The organism is Streptosporangium sp. NPDC001559 (genome assembly GCF_042893955.1).
GTDB lineage: Bacteria > Actinomycetota > Actinomycetes > Streptosporangiales > Streptosporangiaceae > Streptosporangium.
The window spans coordinates 64,806-83,255 of the sequence record NZ_JBIAVG010000009.1; the positions used below are offsets into that span (position 1 = coordinate 64,806).

The 18,450-nt window shown below is 71.1% G+C and carries 18 protein-coding genes; 13 read left to right on the top strand and 5 right to left on the bottom strand.

The genetic code is table 11. The annotated features are described in order from the left end of the window. Nucleotides 1–13: 13 nt before the first annotated feature. Both ACFYY8_RS20835 and ACFYY8_RS20840 read right to left on the bottom strand, forming a co-directional pair. Nucleotides 14–682, bottom strand: coding sequence for a response regulator (locus ACFYY8_RS20835; protein WP_390043210.1), 669 nt, complete (start codon nt 680–682; stop codon nt 14–16). Beyond that, nucleotides 679–1,800 (bottom strand): sensor histidine kinase, encoded by a 1,122-nt coding sequence (locus tag ACFYY8_RS20840; RefSeq protein ID WP_390043212.1) that lies wholly within the window; start codon nt 1,798–1,800, stop codon nt 679–681. The genes ACFYY8_RS20835 and ACFYY8_RS20840 overlap by 4 nt, the downstream gene beginning before the upstream one ends. Nucleotides 1,801–2,396: 596 nt before the next feature. Between ACFYY8_RS20840 and ACFYY8_RS20845 the strand changes: the two genes are divergently transcribed. The 3 genes from ACFYY8_RS20845 (at nt 2,397) to ACFYY8_RS20855 (ending at nt 4,715) form a co-directional block, all read left to right on the top strand. Further along, complete coding sequence (locus tag ACFYY8_RS20845) at nt 2,397–3,143, top strand: GntR family transcriptional regulator (RefSeq protein ID WP_352008439.1); 747 nt, start codon at nt 2,397–2,399, stop codon at nt 3,141–3,143. A 212-nt stretch (nt 3,144–3,355) separates the two neighbouring features. After that, the gene (locus ACFYY8_RS20850) at nt 3,356–3,997 is read left to right on the top strand and encodes a GNAT family N-acetyltransferase (protein WP_390043215.1); all 642 of its coding nucleotides are present in this window, start codon (nt 3,356–3,358) and stop codon (nt 3,995–3,997) included. A gap of 43 nt (nt 3,998–4,040) precedes the next feature. Further along, on the top strand, nt 4,041–4,715 hold the full coding sequence (locus tag ACFYY8_RS20855; RefSeq protein ID WP_352008441.1) for a copper homeostasis protein CutC: 675 nt from the start codon (nt 4,041–4,043) through the stop codon (nt 4,713–4,715). Between the two features lie 57 nt (nt 4,716–4,772). Here the strand turns inward: ACFYY8_RS20855 and ACFYY8_RS20860 are convergent, their stop codons facing one another. Further along, nucleotides 4,773–6,086: an FAD-dependent oxidoreductase gene (locus tag ACFYY8_RS20860; protein ID WP_390043218.1), complete on the bottom strand. Its 1,314-nt coding sequence runs from the start codon at nt 6,084–6,086 to the stop codon at nt 4,773–4,775. 198 nt (nt 6,087–6,284) lie between these two features. Here ACFYY8_RS20860 and ACFYY8_RS20865 point away from each other — a divergent pair, with 198 nt between their 5' ends. Beyond that, nucleotides 6,285–6,953, top strand: coding sequence for a hypothetical protein (locus ACFYY8_RS20865; RefSeq protein ID WP_390043220.1), 669 nt, complete (start codon nt 6,285–6,287; stop codon nt 6,951–6,953). Nucleotides 6,954–7,290: 337 nt separating this feature from the next. Then, on the top strand, nt 7,291–9,033 hold the full coding sequence (locus ACFYY8_RS20870; RefSeq protein WP_390043222.1) for a proline--tRNA ligase: 1,743 nt from the start codon (nt 7,291–7,293) through the stop codon (nt 9,031–9,033). An 86-nt stretch (nt 9,034–9,119) separates the two neighbouring features. Here ACFYY8_RS20870 and ACFYY8_RS20875 read toward each other — a convergent pair whose 3' ends face one another. Next, nucleotides 9,120–9,593, bottom strand: coding sequence for a ferritin-like domain-containing protein (locus ACFYY8_RS20875; RefSeq protein ID WP_390043226.1), 474 nt, complete (start codon nt 9,591–9,593; stop codon nt 9,120–9,122). Continuing rightward, a complete protein-coding gene (locus ACFYY8_RS20880) occupies nt 9,590–10,108 on the bottom strand; it encodes a hypothetical protein (protein WP_390043229.1) in 519 nt (172 codons plus the stop codon). Before ACFYY8_RS20880 ends, ACFYY8_RS20875 begins: the two co-directional genes overlap by 4 nt. 189 nt (nt 10,109–10,297) lie before the next feature. On the opposite strand from ACFYY8_RS20880, the gene rimP reads away from it, so the two are divergent. The 8 genes from rimP (at nt 10,298) to truB (ending at nt 18,285) form a co-directional block, all read left to right on the top strand. Beyond that, nucleotides 10,298–10,798, top strand: coding sequence for a ribosome maturation factor RimP (gene rimP, locus ACFYY8_RS20885; protein ID WP_390043231.1), 501 nt, complete (start codon nt 10,298–10,300; stop codon nt 10,796–10,798). Between the two features lie 11 nt (nt 10,799–10,809). Then, nucleotides 10,810–11,817: a transcription termination factor NusA gene (nusA, locus tag ACFYY8_RS20890; protein WP_352002912.1), complete on the top strand. Its 1,008-nt coding sequence runs from the start codon at nt 10,810–10,812 to the stop codon at nt 11,815–11,817. After that, a complete protein-coding gene (locus tag ACFYY8_RS20895) occupies nt 11,801–12,103 on the top strand; it encodes a YlxR family protein (protein WP_390043233.1) in 303 nt (100 codons plus the stop codon). Before nusA ends, ACFYY8_RS20895 begins: the two co-directional genes overlap by 17 nt. Before the next feature lie 142 nt (nt 12,104–12,245). Next, complete coding sequence (gene infB, locus ACFYY8_RS20900) at nt 12,246–15,356, top strand: translation initiation factor IF-2 (protein WP_390043235.1); 3,111 nt, start codon at nt 12,246–12,248, stop codon at nt 15,354–15,356. 125 nt (nt 15,357–15,481) lie between these two features. Continuing rightward, nucleotides 15,482–15,781 (top strand): DUF503 domain-containing protein, encoded by a 300-nt coding sequence (locus tag ACFYY8_RS20905; RefSeq protein ID WP_352008449.1) that lies wholly within the window; start codon nt 15,482–15,484, stop codon nt 15,779–15,781. Between the two features lie 63 nt (nt 15,782–15,844). Further along, nucleotides 15,845–16,327, top strand: coding sequence for a 30S ribosome-binding factor RbfA (rbfA, locus tag ACFYY8_RS20910; RefSeq protein WP_390043238.1), 483 nt, complete (start codon nt 15,845–15,847; stop codon nt 16,325–16,327). Then, entirely contained in the window at nt 16,324–17,322 is a 999-nt protein-coding gene (locus tag ACFYY8_RS20915) for a bifunctional oligoribonuclease/PAP phosphatase NrnA (RefSeq protein WP_390043240.1), read from the top strand. Before rbfA ends, ACFYY8_RS20915 begins: the two co-directional genes overlap by 4 nt. A 63-nt stretch (nt 17,323–17,385) precedes the next feature. After that, nucleotides 17,386–18,285, top strand: coding sequence for a tRNA pseudouridine(55) synthase TruB (gene truB, locus ACFYY8_RS20920; protein ID WP_390043242.1), 900 nt, complete (start codon nt 17,386–17,388; stop codon nt 18,283–18,285). Nucleotides 18,286–18,450 lie beyond the last annotated feature (165 nt).

Consider the following 18,450-nt stretch of genomic DNA (forward strand, 5'->3'; position numbering starts at 1 on the left):
CGGGAGCCGGGTCCTACTCTCCTGGTCTGACCAGGCCCCGTTCGTAGGCGACGATCACGGCCTGCGCCCGGTCCCGTGCGCCGATCTTGGCGAACAGCGCCGTCACGTGGTTCTTCACGGTGCTCGGCGAGATCGCGAGCGCGTCGGCGATCTCGGCGTTGGAGCGGCCCCCGCCGATGAGCGTCAGCACCTCCAGCTCCCTCGCGGTGAGCCCGTCGAGGGGGACCCGCCCCCGGACCCGGGCGGGTGCCTGGGGCGGGGCGCCTCTGACGTGGGTGCGGATGAGGCCGAGGAGCAGGCGCGGAGCCACGGCCGCCGTGCCCTCGTGCACGGTCCTGACCGCCTCGACCAGTTCCTCGGGGGAGACGTCCTTGGGCAGGAAGCCGTTGGCCCCCGCCCGGAGCGCGGCCACGACGTTCTCGTCCAGGTCGAAGGTGCTGAGCACGAGCACCCTGGTCTCCGGCAGTTCCGCGGTGACGCGCTCGGTCGCGGCGACCCCGTCCAGCCTGGGCATGTGCAGGTCCATGATCACGATGTCGGGCCGCAGCTCGTGGCAGCGGGTCACGGCCTCCAGGCCGTCGGCGGCCTCGCCGACCACGGTGATGCCCGGCTGGGCGTTCAGCATGAGCCGGTATCCGGTCCTGACCAGGGCGTGGTCGTCGGCCAGCAGCACGGTGATCACAGCGGCAGCCTCGCGTGGACCCGGAAGCCGCCCGCCGGTCCCGGTCCGGCGTCCAGGATTCCCCCGCACAGCGCGACCCGCTCGGCCATCCCCACCAGGCCGAAGCCGCCGGGGGAGGGCGGGACGGTCACGGGCCCGTCGTCCAGCACCTCGATCTCGACCTCCCGGCCTCCGTAGCCGATCCGCACGAGGGAACGCGCCCCCGGGGCGTGTTTGCGCGTGTTGGTGAGCGCCTCCTGCACGATCCGGTAGACCGCCCGGTCGACCGCGGCGGGCAGCGGCACCGGATCGCCCTCGACCACCAGCTCCGCGGGCGGTCCCGCCGCGCCCGCCTGCTCGACCAGGGCGGGCAGTTCGACCGTGCCGACCCCTGTGGCCTCCCCGCCTCCGGGGCCGTCGGCCCGCAGCACCTTCAGCAGGTGCCGCATCTCGGCGAGGGCCTGCCTGGCGCTCTGCTCGGCGGCCAGCAGCGCCTGCGCGGCCTCGGGCGGCTCCGCGGGCAGGGTCACCCTGGCCCCGCCGACGAGCGCGCTGACCACAGTGATGTGGTGGGCGACGACGTCGTGCAGCTCACGGGCGATGCGGCGGCGTTCGGCCTGTACCGCCTCCTCGGTCCGGATGCTCTCCTTGAGCCGCCGTGTCTCCGCCCTCGATCGCACCAGCAGACCGGCGCCGGCGAGGACCAGCGGGAAGAGAGCACCGAAGGCGAACGCGCCCGAGGGCTGGGGGCCCGCAGTGAGGGACGCGGGGGACGTGACGGCGTAGGCGGCCGTCACCGGGAGGAGGGAGGCGGCCAGCGCCCTCCTGGTCGTGGTGTGGCGGCCGAGGCCGTACAGGGCGATCGCCGCGACGACGGAGAGGGAAGGAGTGATCGTCAGGCGTCCCGCGATGTCGAGCGTCGCGATCACGACGGCGACCGGGACCGGGTGGCGGCGCCGAGCCAGGAGGGGCGGAACGGCGAGCAGGAACAGCCCCGCCCGCATGGCCGTGTCCGGATCGTCGTTCAGCAGGGTGAAGGGCAGGACGATCAGCGAGGGCAGGCAGAGGAGCACGACCAGCGTCACGTCGAAGATCTGGGGACGACCCAGGAGCAGCCCGACTTTCCGCCCCGACCGCATGAGGCGATCTTAGTCGCCGGAGCCGCCGGGCGGGCGGGAGAGCGGAGACGCGTCCTGGCGGGCGTGGGGGACCCGCCAGGACGCGCTCCTGCCCGGCGCGGCGGTGCGAGGACCCCGGCGAGGGTTGGGGTCCTCGAACCGGTTACCCGCGCCGGGGGCCGGTGACAGGGGAGACGCGGACCTGAGGAACCCGCGCCTCCCCGGAGGGGGTGTCGCCGAAGACCGGACCCTGGTGGCGCCGGAAGAGAGGGCGGATGCCGCCGCTCTCATTTCGGACAAAAAACCTATTTCTCCACCAAATGGTCAGATCTGTCGGTACCGAAAGCACTCGTGTGCCGTCCCCATCGCTCTGGTAGGTGTGAGGGAATCCGTGGCGGGGCGACGCGCAGCGCAGTAGGCGCGTCGAACCGCCGAGGTCGCGCCGGGACGGGCGTGGCGCGCCCACGCGGACCGATGGCACCGGCGTTCACCCCCTTGCCGACCTTTCGATGGATTTGTACCAACGATTGGATGATGCGGGTAACGAGAGGTTGGGTCAAGAGGCTGTTCCCCGGTAAAACCAAATCGTCTAGTTTTGTTGGCACAAAGGGGACTTAATGCCGCGGTCAACGCTGTATCAGCTGGTGGCCTCCGAACTCCGGAGGGCCATCTACTCCGGTGCGCTCCGGCCGGGCGATCAGCTGCCGACCGAGGTCGAGCTCATGGGCATCCACCAGGTGAGCCGCAACACCGTACGGCTCGCCCTCGGAGAGCTGGTCAACGAGGGCCTGATCACCCGTACCCCCCGCAGGGGAACCGTGGTCAGGGAGCGCAGGCCGCTGCTCATCCACCCCCAGCGGGAACTCCAGCCGCAGCCCGAGGAGACCAAGGAGGCCTTCGCCTGGGCGGTCTCCCAGGAGGGGCGCGTACCGAGCCAGCACATCGAGGTCGCGATCGTCCAGCCCGCCGAGGAGATCGCCAGCAGGCTGGAACTGGCCGACGACGAGTTCGCCGTGGTCCGCCGCAGGCTGCGTTTCGTCGACGGTCAGCCGTACAACACCAACGACTCCTACTTCCCGCTGTCCCTGGTCGCCGACTCCGAGATCGCCCGTCCCGGCGACATCACGCGCGGCGCCAACAGGGTGCTGACCGAGCTGGGCCACCGTCAGGTCCGCATGGTCGACGACATCTGGGCCAGGATGCCGAACACCTCGGAGACCCACCGCCTGCAGCTCCAGTCGGGCACGCCGGTCGTCGTCTACATCAGGGTCGGCTACGACGAGGGCGACACTCCCGTCCGGGTCGCCGTCTCCGTGCTCCCCGCGGACAAGCACCTGATCAGGTACGAGCTGGAAAGCCGCTGACATCTCCGTGACCGCCCGGCCGGGCCGGCTCCCAGCACGCCCGCGCCGCGGGCGCCTGCCGGGCCGCCCGCCCAAGGCGGCAGGGCGCGGGCCGCTGCCCCCGCCCTCCCTGGACCCCTAGGCATTCGCCTGGGTCGGCATGGACACCGTGCGTCATCGAACGGTTACTCTCCGTGCCTCTTCACGCACCCTGTGCAACGAAGGGATCAATCATGCACTCCAACACCATCGGTACCGTCACCGCGCGTCCGCTCGCGCTGCGCACCGCGACCGCCGCCGACCTCGGGGAGGTCCTCGCCCTCCTGGCGGAGACCGCCGACTGGCTGAACGGCAGAGGCGTACGGCAGTGGCCCGCCGGAGGCTTCCCCGCCGCGCGCATAGCCCCGCTGATCGAGACGGGTGACATGTATCTGGTGGAGGGCGAGCGGGGCGTGGTGGCCACCATCGCCCTCGACGGCAACGCCGACCCCGAGTTCTGGCAGGCGGAGGACGTCCCCGGCGCCGCGTTGTACGTCCACAAGCTGTCGGTCGCCCGCTCCTGCTCCGGTCTCGGTCTGGGGCGGGCGCTGCTCGACTGGGCGGGTCTGCGGGTGGTGGCCGCCGGAGGGCGCTGGCTCAGGCTCGACTGCTCCAAGGACAACATGAGGCTCCAGGACTACTACCGGGGCCAGCGCTTCACCCACCTGCGCACCGTGGACCTCCCGCACCGCGCCTCGGGAGCGCTGTTCCAGCGGCCCGGAGGCGTGCGCGGCGGCCTCGGCACGGTGCTGCCGTTCACCGACCGGCGCGGGTTCGGCGAGCGCCGCGCACCGCTTGTGAGCAGCCACGACTCCTCCCTCGCCGAACATGTCTGAACCACGGCGATCCCAGGACAAAGTCATCCGATAGCCTCACCCCATGACCGGTTCCTTGCTTGAGGTGATCGCGCTCGACGTCCGCGACGCCGTCGCGGCTGAGGAGGGCGGTGCCGACCGTCTTGAGGTCGTCGCCGACATCGCGTCCGACGGGCTCACCCCGGCGGTGGAGACGGTCGCGGCGATCTCCAAGGAGTGCGCGCTGCCGCAGATGGTGATGCTGCGCGGCGAGGCCTCGTTCCTGGCCGGGCCCGAGACTCTGGAGAGCCTGCGGCGTGACGCCAAGGCCCTCGCGGAGGCGGGCGCGGCCGGGTTCGTCTTCGGCTTCCTCGACCAGGCGGGGACGGTCGACCTCGCCGCGACCGAGGCACTCATCCACGCCGTCGCCCCGCTGCCCTGGACCTTCCACCGGGCCGTCGACCACGCGGCCGACGTCCAGGCGGGGTGGCGGGCCGTACGGCTGCTGCCCAACCTCGCGACCGTGCTCACCTCGGGCGCGCCCAGCGGCGTCGGGGACGGCCTGCGGGTGCTCAGGACCCGCTGCGAGGCGGGCGACGGGCCGCTGATCATGGCCGGTGGCGGCCTCAAGCCCACACACGTCCCGGCGCTGCTCGAATACGGCGTGCGCGCCTTCCACGTCGGCGGTGCCGTACGGGCCTCATGGGCGCACCCGGTCGAGGCGCGCAGGGTCCGTGAGTGGCGGGCCCTGATCGACTGACGCCGCCCTCCTCGTCGCGGCCCACGCGCCGGGGAGGGCCCGCCGAGTCGGGTGAGGTCACCGGCCGCCGGCGTCGAGCATGGCGTCCAGGCCCAGGAGTTTGACGCGCTCGCCCCGGCCCAGCTTCCTGGCCAGGGCGACCTCCGCGGCCTCGATGGCCAGCCAGCGGTCGTAGGTGACGGGGGAGACCCCCCGCGAGGCGAGCAGGGCGTCCAGGCCGCCGCGCGGCACGGGCGCACCGCCCGCGAGATCGGCCAGAAGCGTGCGGACGGTCTCCGCGGCGTCGGACTTGTTGGTGCCGATCACACCGGTCGGGCCGCGCTTGAGCCAGCCCGCGACGTACTCGCGGTCACGGACCCGGCCCGCCTCGTTCGGCACGGTCGAGGTCCGCTCGGAGAAGGGCACGCCGGGCAGCGGGAGACTGCGGTAGCCGACCGAGCGCAGCACCATCCCGACGGGAAGGGTCTCGAACTCACCCGTCCCGGAGATCCCGTCCTCGGTCTGCCTGGTCCGTTCGAGCCTGAGCCCCTCGACCCGGTCCCGGCCGACGATCTCCACGGGCCGCATCCAGAACCGGACCTCAAGCCGCCGGGGACGGCCGGCAGGGGTACGGGCCGCCCAGCCGCGCAGCACCTCGACATTCCCCCTGACCTGGCGCGAAGCCCCGGAAAGGTCGGCCGCCGACTCGTCCGGACGTACGTGCACGTCCGCGTTCGTCAGCTCGCCGAGCTCCCGCAGCTCCTTCAGGGTGAACTTGGCGTGCTCCGGGCCCCGGCGGCCGATCATGTGGATGACCCGCACCCGGCTGGCCGCCAGACGGGCGAGCACCTCCTCGGGCACGTCCGTGGCGCGCAGCTCCCGCGCGGACTTGGCCAGGACACGCACCACGTCCACCGCGACATTGCCGACGCCGACCACCGCGACCTCGGGACTGTCGAGGGTGAACCGGTCGGCCGGCACCTCGGGATGGCCGCAGTACCAGTTCACGAAGTCCGTGGCCGCCGCGCTTCCCGGCAGGTCCTCGCCCGGCACGCCCATCCGCCGGTCAACCGGCGCACCGGTGCAGTAGACCACGGCGTCGTAGCAGGCCAGCAGGTCGGCGACCGAGACGTCCCGGCCGAGCTCCACACCGCCGAGGAAGCGGACGTTCGGCAGTTCGAGGACCCGTCGCAGGTAGTCGGCGATCGACCTGATCGAGGTGTGGTCCGGGGCGACGCCGTAGCGCACCAGCCCGTACGGCGTCGGCAGCCGTTCGAGCACGTCCACCTCGACGGCTCCGGGGGCCTGCCTCGTCAGGGCCTCCGCCGTGTAGAGACCGGCCGGTCCCGAGCCGACGACCGCGACCCTCAACGGTCTGTTCTCCGGTGCCATGACGCCTCCCAAGCGGTGACCGCCCCTGAGGGTGATTCTGTCCCACCACGGCGCCGGGCGACCAGGGTGACGCGACCGTTCCGCGGGCCGGGTTCCCGGCTCTCCTCTTGACCATTTCTTGGGGTATTTGGGTCATTCTTGCAGGTCAGATATGCTTTGCATGGTTATGGGGGCAATGCGATCGGGGGATCACCGACCTTGGCGGGACCGGACCATACGCTCGAATACGACTACCTCGCCGGAGACCGGCAGGAGCGGGCAATCCTTCTGCACATGGTGCTCTCCCTCCTGGTCGGCATGATCCTCGGCGGGGCCGGAGCGCTGCTCTCCTACGGGCCGCAGCTGATCCACTCGCTCTACGAGCCGTACGCGTACGTCCTGTTCGTCGTGATCGTGGGACGCACCGCCGCGGGATTCGGCTGGGCCGCCCTGACCAGCGCGCTGGCGAGCTTCGGCCCCCTCATCGCACTGCTGGCCGCCACGATCTTCGAGTCGGGCGCGAACCTGCTCAACCTCACCGCCAGAGGGCCGGGAATGGTCCTCGGCAGCAACGGCCCGACGGTGAACCTCACCGTCGCCACCCTCGCGACCTTCGGAGTGCTCGCCTACTTCAGCGGACGCCGTGACGTGTGGGGCGACCTGGCCTGCGGAGCGCTCGCCGGAATCGTAGCGATCGACGGGCTCGACAAAACCCTCCGGGGCGGCCCCGAGTACGTCCGGGGGTTCTGGCCCTGGGACACCCTCCTCGTGGCCGTGTTCGTGATCGGACTGCTCCTGGCGCTACGCAGGGGCCGCTCCCTGAGCCGCTGCGTAGTGGTGGCCCTGACCGTCCTCTCAGCGGCGTTCGTGTTCGCGATCGGTATGTAGTTGTGCCCTGCCTTTTTGCGACGCCTGGCGGCGTCGCGGGCTTGGGCGCCCTGAGCCGGTGTCTTCCTTCGTCGTTCCGTCGCTTCGCTCCCTCACTCCTCAGTCCAGACACCGACGCGCCCAAGCCGGACACTCCTCACTCCCGGCACCGGTAAGGCCAAGCCGAAACTCCTCACGCTTGGGGCCGATTGAGTCGATCGAGCTCTCCGACGCCCTGAGTGAGGGTTTGACCTTAGCCCGCGACGCCGCAGGCGTCGCAAGGAGACACAGCAGGCGGCGCAAAGGGACACGAGTCGATAGCCTGTGGTTCATCGATCCCTGCTAGCTAGGAGTAGCCGTGCTGCTGCGCATGTCGTCGTTGTTTCTTCGAACCCTGAGGGACGACCCGGCAGACGCGGAGGTCCCGAGCCACAAACTGCTCGTCCGCGCCGGTTATGTTCGTCGTGTCGCACCCGGCGTCTACTCCTGGCTGCCGCTCGGCAAGAGAGTCCTGGAGAACGTCACGCGCATCGTGCGCGAGGAGATGGACCGGATGGGCGGCCAGGAGGTCCTCTTCCCCGCCCTGCTGCCCCGGGAGTACTACGAGGCCACCGGCCGCTGGACGGAGTACGGCGACACGCTCTTCCGTCTGAAGGACCGCAAGGGTGCCGACTACCTGCTCGGCCCCACCCATGAGGAGATGTTCACCGACATGGTGAAGGGGGAGTACTCCTCCTACAAGGACTATCCGGTGACGCTGTACCAGATCCAGACGAAGTACCGCGACGAGGCCCGTCCCCGGGCGGGCATCCTGCGCGGCAGGGAGTTCGTCATGAAGGACTCCTACTCCTTCGACCTGGACGACGACGGTCTCAAGCGCTCCTACGAGCAGCACCGTGAGACCTACATCAGGACCTTCGACCGGCTCGGCATCACCTACAAGATCTGCTTCGCCACCTCGGGCGCCATGGGCGGCTCGGCCTCGGAGGAGTTCCTCGCCCCAGCCGAGACCGGCGAGGACACCTTCGTCGCCTGTCACCACTGCGGCTACGCCGCGAACGCCGAGGCCGTCACCACGCCCGCGCCCGCCGCGACCTCCGGGGAACGGCCCGCGCAGCGGGTGCTGGACACCCCGGACACGCCGACCATCGAGTCGCTGGTCGCCTACGTCAACGAGCACCACGGTCTGGACGTCACCGCCGCGCAGACGCTCAAGAACATCGTGGTCAAGGTCGTCACGCCCGGTTCGGACAAGGTGGAGACGCTGGTCGTCGGCGTCCCCGGTGACCGCGAGGTCGACTTCAAGCGTCTTGAGGCCGCCCTGGCTCCCGGTGAGCCCGCCATCTTCGAGGCCGAGGACTTCGCCAAGCACCCTGGTCTGGTCCGCGGCTACATCGGTCCCCAGGTGCTCAAGGACCTCGGCATCCGCTACCTCGTCGACCCCCGCGTGGTCGACGGCACCTCCTGGGTGACCGGCGCGAACGAGCCGGGCAAGCACGCGGTCGACGTGGTCGCCGGGCGTGACTTCGTTCCCGACGGCACCATCGAGGCCGCCGAGGTCCGTGAGGGCGACTCCTGCCCCGTCTGCGGGTCCGGCCTGTCCATCGACCGGGGCATCGAGATCGGCCACATCTTCCAGCTCGGCCGCAAGTACGCGGACGCCGCCAAGCTCGACGCCCTCGGCCCCGACGGCAAGCCGATCCGCGTCACCATGGGCTCCTACGGAATCGGCGTCTCCAGGGCCGTGGCCGTACTGGTCGAGCAGCGGCACGACGAGCTGGGCCTGGTCTGGCCCCGCGAGGTCGCCCCCGCCGACGTCCACATCGTGGGCACCGGCAAGGAGGACCAGATCGAGGTCGCCACCAGGATCGCCGAGGAACTCGACGCCCGGGGCCTGCGCGTGCTGCTCGACGACCGGCCCTCCGTCTCCCCCGGCGTCAAGTTCAAGGACGCCGAACTGCTCGGCATGCCGACGATTCTGATCATCGGCCGCGGGCTCTCCCAGGGGGTCGCCGAGCTGCGTGACCGCGCCGAAGGCGTCAAGGAGGAGATCCCCGTCGACGAGGCCGTCGAACGTGTTCTGGCGGCCTGCGGCGCCTGACCGGAAGGCTTGAACGAGGCGGGTCACCCGTGGGGTGGCCCGCCTCTTCGGCGTGCCCGTGAGGCCGTGCCGTACGGGGCGGGCGTCTAGGACGGCGGGACGGAGGAGGACGGCGTGCCGGGGGTACCCGAGACGGTCGGGGTCGGGGCGGGGGCGGTGGGCATGCCGGGGAAGGTCTCGATCTCCGGGCGCAGAGCGTAGGAGCGGGTGACGCACTCCTGCATGGCCAGCGCGGCCATCCGCCGGACAGCGGTGTCGGAGGAGGCGGTGAGCTCCAGGTAGGCGGCCGTGACGCCCCGCTCGACCAGCGTGGCGAGCTCGACGGCCTGGGCGGGGGTCGAGGGGGTGACCGGAAGCCGGTAGGCGGCGTCGGGCTCGACAGGGACGCCGCCGGACGCGGTGATCAGGGCGCGCAGCTGGTCTCTGCGGGCGCGGTGCGCGTTGAAGGCGGCGGTCGCGGTCGCGCGCAGGGAGCCGGTGGTCCTGGCGCCGATGACCCCGTAGGCGTAGACGGCCGCGTGCTCGGCGGCCAGGGCCGTCTCAAGGCCCTGGCGCCTCACAGCGGCCTCGAAAGGGCCAGGGCGTGCGCGGCCTCACAGGCGCCCATGGAGGCGATCAGCTGGGCCAGTGCGGGGGAGACCCCGTCGAGCTGACGAGGTCGCAGCGCCGCCGACTCACGCTCCATGTCGCGCAGACTCCTGACGGAGACCGCCTTCCGGGGGTCCGGTCCGGCGGTTTCCGAGGCTCCCGGGGAGGCCGAGGCCGCCGGAGCCCCCGAGGGCGAGGGAGAGGCGGGCGCGCTCTCGCGGGGAAGCCGGCGACGGAGCTCGGCGAGGTGGGCCTCGTGCCGCCGTCTGAAGGGCGTCAGGCTGTCGGAGGCGGCCGAGGAGTAGAGCGCGATCGTCCGCTCCTTGCCCGCGATGAGCTGCCTGATCAGCATGATCTCCGGGTCCAGCTGCTCGGCGGTGGGCGAGGGCGAGGACACGGGCCTGCCGGTGGCGCATCCGGCCGCGGTCACGGCGGCCACTCCGAGAGCGCCGCCCCGCAGCAGGGAGCGCCGGGAGACGGAACGCACGGACGACCTCCGGTTATGGATGTGGCTGCTGACGCATCTAGCATCGTACGGGCTTGGAATCACAATCACCGCGTTTCTCGGACGGCTTCGCCACACCGAGTGGCGCTCTTTCCACGCCCCGGTGTGGATAGGCTGGTGAACCGCAAGGGCGAGGTCCGCCCGCTTAGATCGTGACAATGGGAGGTCGGCATGGGCAGCGCCACATCCCGCGACCGCCTGATGAAGCTGCTGGAACCTGTCGCCTGCTCCTTCGGGCTCGACCTGGAGGACGTCACGGTCACACCGGCGGGCAAGCGGCGTCTGCTGCGTGTCATCGTCGACCGTGACGGCGGCGTGAGCCTGGACGACGTCGCCGAGGTCAGCCTCGCCGTCTCCACGGCGCTGGACGACGGTGACGCGATGGGCGCGACGCCGTACGTGCTTGAGGTCTCCTCTCCCGGGGTCGACCGGCCGCTCACCGAGCCGCGTCACTGGCGCCGCGCGGTGCGCAGGCTGGTCAAGGCCGACCTGCGGGACGGCACGCTGGTTGAGGGCCGGATCGTCGCCACGGACGAGACCGGCGTAGAGATCGACGTCGACGGCGTGCCCCGCCGCATCGACTATCAGGACCTGGCCCGAGGACGGGTGCAGGTGGAATTCCGCCGGTTTGACGACGCCGAAGACGACGGCGAAGACGGCGACGAAGGCTAAGGGGGAGCCTCGTGGACATCGACATGAGCGTCCTGCGCAGCCTGGAGCGGGAGAAGGACATCTCCTTCGACCTGGTCGTCAAGGCGATCGAGGACGCACTGCTGATCGCGTACTTCCGGAGCGAGGGGGCCGCGGCCAAGGCCCGTGCCGAGCTCGACAGGCAGTCAGGGCACGTGACCATCTTCGCCGCGGAGCTCGACGACGAGAGCGGGGAGGTGCTCAGGGAGTTCGACGACACCCCGGGCAACTTCAGCCGCATCGCCGCGACCACCGCCAAGCAGGTCATCCTCCAGCAGTTGAGGGACGCCGAGGACGAGATCAACTTCGGCGAGTTCGCCAGCCGTGAGGGTGAGCTCGTCGCGGGCGTCATCCAGCAGGGCAAGGACCCCAGGGTCGTCCTGGTCGACCTCGGCAAGATCGAGGCGGTGCTGCCGCACAACGAGCAGGTGCCCGGCGAGGAGTACGTCCACGGCGAGCGCATCCGCTGCTACGTGGTCCAGGTCAAGAAGGGCCACAAGGGGCCGTCGGTGACGCTGTCGCGGACCCACCCCGGGCTGGTGAAGAAGCTCTTCGCCCTGGAGGTTCCGGAGATCGCCGACGGCACGGTCGAGATCGCGGCGATCGCCCGCGAGGCGGGTCACCGCACCAAGATCGCGGTCCGTTCCCGGCGCCCCGGCGTCAACGCCAAGGGAGCCTGCATCGGCCCGATGGGTTCGCGCGTGCGCAACGTCATGGCCGAGCTGCACGGCGAGAAGATCGACATCATCGACTGGTCGGAGGACCCGGCGGAGTTCGTGGGCAACGCCCTCTCGCCTGCCCGTGTCTCCCACGTCGAGGTGATCGACCCCGAGGGGCGCGCGGCCCGTGTGATCGTTCCCGACTACCAGCTCTCCCTCGCCATCGGCAAGGAGGGGCAGAACGCCCGGCTGGCCAATCGCCTCACCGGATGGCGCATCGACATCCGTCCCGATACACAAGCGGGGGATGCGGCCGGTTCCGCAGATGCGTCTACACGGTAAGCTGGAATATGGTGACCGGGCGGCCCCACTGAGAACCTGTGTGGGCTGTCGGGTTCGCACGGTTTCCTCCGAGCTGCTCCGCCTGGTGGTGGTCGAGGGCGTCATCGTCCCTGACCTGCGACGACGGCTCCAAGGGCGTGGTGCTTCACTGCATCCCTCCCTGAGCTGTCTCGATCTCGCCGAGCGTCGCCGAGCGTTTCCGCGCGCGTTTCGTGCCGCGGCCCCGCTTGACGTCTCGCGAGTGCGAGAACATCTGGAAGGGCTCCACTCCGAAAGGAACGGGTGAAATGGTTGCCAACTGTCATGTAGGACGCCGAGTTGATGGGCTGGTCAGATAGCTATGAGCGCCTGATGAGCATGCGGCGATGAGTACGTCTACGTAACGACGGTCCGGCGGCACAGCCTCCCGGGCCGAGTAAGGGAGTGCAGTGGCGAAGGTCCGGGTATACGAGCTCGCCAAGGAGTTCGGTGTGGAGAGCAAGGTCGTCATGGCCAAGCTCCAAGAGATGGGCGAGTTCGTGCGTTCGGCGTCCTCGACTATCGAAGCACCGGTAGTCCGCAGGCTCACGGAAGCTTTGGGCGGTCCCCCCAAGGGTTCGTCCGACAGGGGCGGCAACAGGTCGCCCAGGCCGCCGCAGGCGGCACCCCGGCCGGCCGGAGGCCAGGCCGGAAACGGCGCTCCGTCGCCGGCATCGATTCCCAAGCCGGGACCGGTTCCCAAGCCGGGCCCCAGGCCGGGTCCCGCCGCGGCACGTCCCGCGGCCCCCGCGCCTCAGGCCCCGCCGGTTCCCCAGCCCCAGCAGGCACAGCCTCAGCAGCAGGCACAGCCTCAGCAGCCGCCCCCGCCGGTCCAGCCGCCGAGGTTCGAGGCACCCCGTCCCGCCGCCCCCGGCCCCAAGCCGGGTCCGCGTCCGGGTCCGCGTCCGGGACCCGCCCCCCGTACCGAGGGCCGTCCTTCCAGCGGTCCCGGTGGCGGTCAGGGCGCTCGTCCCGGTCAGGGTGCCCCCGCTGCGGGCGGTGCCAAGCCGGGTCCGCGTCCCGGCCCGCGTCCGGGGCCGCGCCCCGGCAACAACCCGTTCTCCTCGAACGCCAGCGGCATGGGCCAGGCCCGTCCGCCGCGTCCCGGCCGTGAGGGCGGCGGCTCCGAAAGGGGTCCGCGTCCCGGCGGTCCGCGTGAGGACCGCGGGCCCCGCGAGCAGCAGGGCCAGCGTGACGGCGGGCCTCGTCCCGGCGCTCCGCGCGCGGGTCAGGCCGGTCCCGGCGGTCCGCGTCCCGGGCCTCCCTCGGGTGGCCCCCGTCCCGGTGGCGGCGCGGGCGCGGGTGGTCCGCGTCCCGGCGGCCCCCGGCCCAGCCCGATGATGATGCCCCAGGGCCGTCCGGCTCCCGCCGGCGGCGGTCGTCCCGGTGCCCCCGGCGGCGGTCGTCCCGGTGGCGGTGCCGGTCGTCCCGGCGGCGGCGGTGGTCGTCCCGGTGGCGGCGGCTTCGCGGGTCGTCCCGGTGGTGGCGGTGGCGCGGGTCGTCCCGGCACCGGAACCGGTGGTCCCGGCGGTGGCGGTGGCGGCGGCTTCGCCGGTCGTCCCGGTGGCGGCGGTGGCCGTGGCCGTGGCGGCGGTACGGCGGGTGCCTTCGGCCGTCCCGGCGGACGTCCGACCCGTGGTCGCAAGTCCAAGCGCCAGAGGCGCCAGGAGTTCGACAACATGCAGGCCCCGGCGATCGGCGGCGTGCAGGCTCCCCGTGGTGGCGGTCAGACGATCCGTCTCTCGCGTGGCGCCTCCCTGGCGGACTTCGCCGACAAGATCGGCGCGAACCCGGCGTCCCTGGTGCAGATCATGCTGCACCTCGGCGAGATGGTGACCGCCACGCAGTCGGTCAACGAGGAGACTCTGCAGCTGCTGGCCGCCGAGCTGGACTACAACCTGCTCGTCGTCAGCCCGGAGGAGGAGGACCGCGAGCTTCTCGAGTCCTTCGACATCGAGTTCGGCGAGGACGAGGGCGACGAGGGCGACCTGGTCGCGCGTCCGCCGGTGGTGACCGTCATGGGTCACGTCGACCACGGTAAGACCAAGCTGCTCGACGCGATCCGGCACACCAACGAGGTCGCGCGGGAGGCCGGTGGCATCACCCAGCACATCGGTGCCTACCAGATCTCCACCGAGCACGAGGGCGAGGACCGGAGGATCACCTTCATCGACACCCCGGGTCACGAGGCGTTCACCGCCATGCGTGCCCGTGGTGCCAAGGTGACCGACATCGCCGTCCTGGTCGTCGCGGCGGACGACGGTGTGAAGCCGCAGACGATCGAGGCGCTGAACCACGCCCAGGCGGCCGACGTGCCGATCGTGGTCGCGGTCAACAAGGTGGACAAGGAGGGCGCGGACCCCAACAAGGTCAGGGCCCAGCTCACCGAGTACGGCCTGGTCGCCGAGGAGTACGGCGGCACCACGATGTTCGTCAACATCTCGGCCAAGAACGGGACCGGCATCGACGAGCTGCTCGAGGCCATCCTGCTCACCGCGGACGCCGAGCTCGACCTGCGGGCCAACCCGACGATGGACGCCCAGGGCGTCGCCATCGAGGCGCACCTCGACAAGGGCCGCGGCCCGGTCGCGACCGTGCTGGTCCAGCGAGGCACGCTCCGCGTCGGTGACTCGATCGTCTGTGGCGAGGCCTTCGGCCGCGTCCGGGCGATGGTCGCCGACAACGGCAAGCTGATCGACGAGGCCGACCCGTCTCGCCCGGTTCAGGTGCTCGGTCTGACCGCGGTGCCGGGGGCCGGTGACAACTTCATCGTCGTCACCGACGACCGGATGGCCCGGCAGATCGCCCAGCAGCGGGCGGCTCGCAAGCGCATCGCGGACATGGCCAGGTCCGGCCGCCGCCGTACGCTCGAAGAGCTCTTCAGCGAGATGGAGAAGGGCCAGGTCGACGAGCTCAAGCTCATCATCAAGGGTGACGTCTCCGGTTCGGTCGAGGCCCTTGAGGACGCGCTGCTCAAGATCGACGTCGGCGACGAGGTGCGCCTGCGGGTGCTCCACCGCGCCGTCGGTGCGATCACCGAGTACGACGTCAACCTGGCGGTCGCGGACGACAACGCCGTCATCATCGGCTTCAACGTGCGCCCGGAGGTCCGGGCACGCGACCTGGCCGAGCGCGAGGGCGTCGACATCCGCTACTACTCGGTCATCTACCAGGCGATCGAGGAGATCGAGGCGGCCCTGAAGGGCATGCTCAAGCCCGAGTACGAAGAGGTCCAGATGGGCACCGCCGAAGTCCGCGAGGTCTTCAAGGTGCCGAAGATCGGCAACATCGCCGGTGCGCTGGTCCGTTCGGGCACGATCGTCCGGAACAGCAAGGCGCGGATCATCCGTGGCGGTGTCGTCATCTCCGACAACCTCACGGTCAGCTCGCTGCGCCGGTTCAAGGACGACGCGACCGAGGTCCGTGAGGGCTACGAGTGCGGTATCGGTGTCGGCTACAACGACATCAAGATCGACGACGTCATCGAGACGTTCGAGATGCGGGAGAAGCCGCGCGTCTGACGCCACCGGTCCGGCACGGGCACCGTCACGGCCGAGGGAGCCGCCCACACTGTGGGCGGCTCCCGGAGCCGGTGGCGGTCCCGGGCCGGACGGCGTGCGTCGGAGCCGCGGTTGGTGACTGACCAATGTATGTAGGTGCCCTGACACTGGACATCCTGCTCGGCGACGTCCGTTCGCTGAAGCAGAAGCGCTCCGTGGTGCGTCCCATCATCGCCGAGGTGCAGCGACGGTTCCCGGGTGTGGCCGTCGCGGAGACCGGCCATCTGGATCTGCACCGCCGTACCGAGATCGGGATCGCCGTCGTCTCCGCGACCGCGTCCAACTGCGGTGCGGTGCTGGACGACTGCGAGCGACTGATCGCCTTCCACCCGGAGATCGAGCTGTTGTCGGCGAGACAACGGCTCTACAACGAGGACGAGGACTAGCACGGAACGACCGGTCGCGGAGTTGTCGTGCCCGGTCGTTACTGTGAGAAGGGGGGAGCGAATATGGACGCCGCACGCGCACGTAAGATCGCCGACCGTATCCAGCAGGTGGTCGCGGAGATGCTGGAGCGTCGGATCAAGGACCCGAGGCTGGGCTTCGTGACCGTCACCGACGCTCGGATCACCAATGACCTGAGCGAGGCCACGGTGTTCTACACCGTGTTCGGCTCCGAGGCGGAGCGGGCTGACTCGGCGGCCGCACTGGAGAGCGCCAAGGGGCTCATCCGGTCCGAGGTCGGGCGTCAGACCGGTCTGCGCCACACGCCGACGCTGACGTTCACCCACGACCCGCTCCCTGACAGCGCCCGCCACCTGGACGGGCTGTTCGCCGAGGCGAAGGTCAGGGACGCCGAGATCGCCAAGCGGGCCGCCGGAGCGGAGCACGCGGGGGACGCGGACCCGTACCGCAAGCCCGCCGAGGAGAACGACCTTTCCGAGGAGGACGAGGACGAGCCGGCCGAGCAGGCGGGACGCCCCGCGACGTGACCTCCGACCCGCGTGAGAGCGGCCCGGTGCCGGAGCGTGACTGGGACCGGGCCGTCGAGCTTGTCTCGGCCGCGGACGAGGTGGCGCTGGCCTGCCACATCTCGCCCGACGCGGACGCGCTCGGCTCGATGCTCGCCGTCGGCATGGCGCTGCGCGCGGAGGGCAAGCGGGTCACGGCCTCCTTCGGGGAGCGCAGGTTCCGGGTTCCCCGGCTGCTGCGCTTCCTGCCCGGTCAGGAGTTGCTGGTCGAGCCGGGGGCCTACCCGGCGATGCCCGAGCTGATGATGACGTTCGACGTCCCCATCGTCGACCGGCTCGGCACACTGGCCGCCAACGCGGGCAAGGCCAGGGAACTGGTCGTGGTCGACCACCACGCCTCCAACACGGGATTCGGCACGCTCAACCTGGTCGATCCCGAGGCGGCGGCGACCGCCGTGCTCGCCGAGGAACTGCTCGTACGGCTTGGCCTGCCGATCGGCAGGCGGGTGGCCACCTGTCTGTACGCCGGGCTGGTCACCGACACCGGATCGTTCAGGCACTCCTCGACCACGCCGCGGGCGCACGCCATGGCCGCGAGGCTGCTGGCCACCGGCCTGAACCCCGAGGAGATCGCCAGGGAGCTGTGGGACCGCTCGCCGTTCGGCTATCTCCAGGTGCTCGGCGCCGCGCTCGACCGGGCGGTGCTCGAACCCTCGACGGGGCCGGGACTGGTCTGGACGTTCGTCACCAGGCAGGACCGGGTCGCCCAGGACCTGCCCTACGACGAGGTCGAGGGGATCATCGACGTGGTCAGGCGGACCGACGAGGCCGACGTGGCCGTGATCCTCAAAGAGGACGACGACGGGGCCTGGCAGGTCTCGACCCGTTCGAAGGGGGCCGTCGACGTCGCGCGGGTCTGCGCCGCGCTCGGCGGGGGCGGGCACGCGCGGGCGGCCGGGTTCACCTCCCACCTGCCGGTCGAGCAGACGATGGAGAGCCTGCGCGCCCTCCTGTAGTTTCCGGGCCGTGCCGCCGGCGCGGCCTCTTCTCACACAGCTCTTCTCCTGATGAGGACTCCCATGAGCACGGCTCGCGTCAAGCGCACCCCGCCGCCGAGCGGACTGATCATCGTGGACAAGCCCGCCGGGTGGACCTCGCACGACGTGGTCGGCAAGATGCGCGGCATCGCGGGCACCAGGAAGGTCGGGCACGCGGGCACCCTCGATCCGATGGCGACCGGGGTGCTGGTGATCGGGGTGGAGAAGGCGACCAGGCTGCTCGGGCACCTGGCGCTGACCGAGAAGGGCTACGACGGCACGATCAGGCTCGGTCAGTCGACCAACACCGACGACGCCGAGGGGGAGATCGTCGCCTCGGCCTCGGCCGCCGGGATCGCCGCCGAGGAGGTCGGCAAGGGCGTCGCGGCCCTCACCGGGCGCATCATGCAGGTCCCGCCGCAGGTCAGCGCCATCAAGGTGAACGGCGAACGGGCCTACAAGCGGGCGCGGGCGGGCGAGGAGGTCGAACTGGAGGCCCGGCCGGTCACCGTCTCCGCCTTCGAGATCCTCGACATCCGGCGCGAGGGGGACCTGCTCGACGTGGACGTCTCCGTGACCTGTTCCAGCGGCACCTACATCCGGGCGCTCGCCCGTGACCTGGGGGCCGCGCTCGGCGTCGGCGGCCACCTGACCGCCCTGCGGCGTACCCGGGTCGGGCCGTACGACCTGTCGGCGGCCCGCACGATCGAACGGCTCGCGGCCGACTGCGTCATCCTGCCGATGGCGGAGGCGGTCGCGGCGGCCTTCCCGCGCCGTGACGTGACCGAGCAGGAGGCCGGTCTCGTCGCGCACGGCGGCAGGCTGCCCGCGGCGGGGCTGGGCGACGGGCCGATCGGGGTCTTCGGGCCGGACGGCACGCTGCTGGCCCTGGTCGAGGAGCGGGGGAAGCTGACCAGGTCGCTGGCGGTTTTCGTGCCCTGACCCCCGCGGGCTCACCCGGACGCGGTCGCGACCGGCCCGGGGCTCCGAGGGGTGGCGAGGGCCGGAGAAATTCACGGTCGGCGCCCTCACCGGCCGGCTGGAGTCACGCTCCGCGACCGGGCACACGCCGGGTTCAGGGCCTGTTCCCGCGTCACACGACCCGGC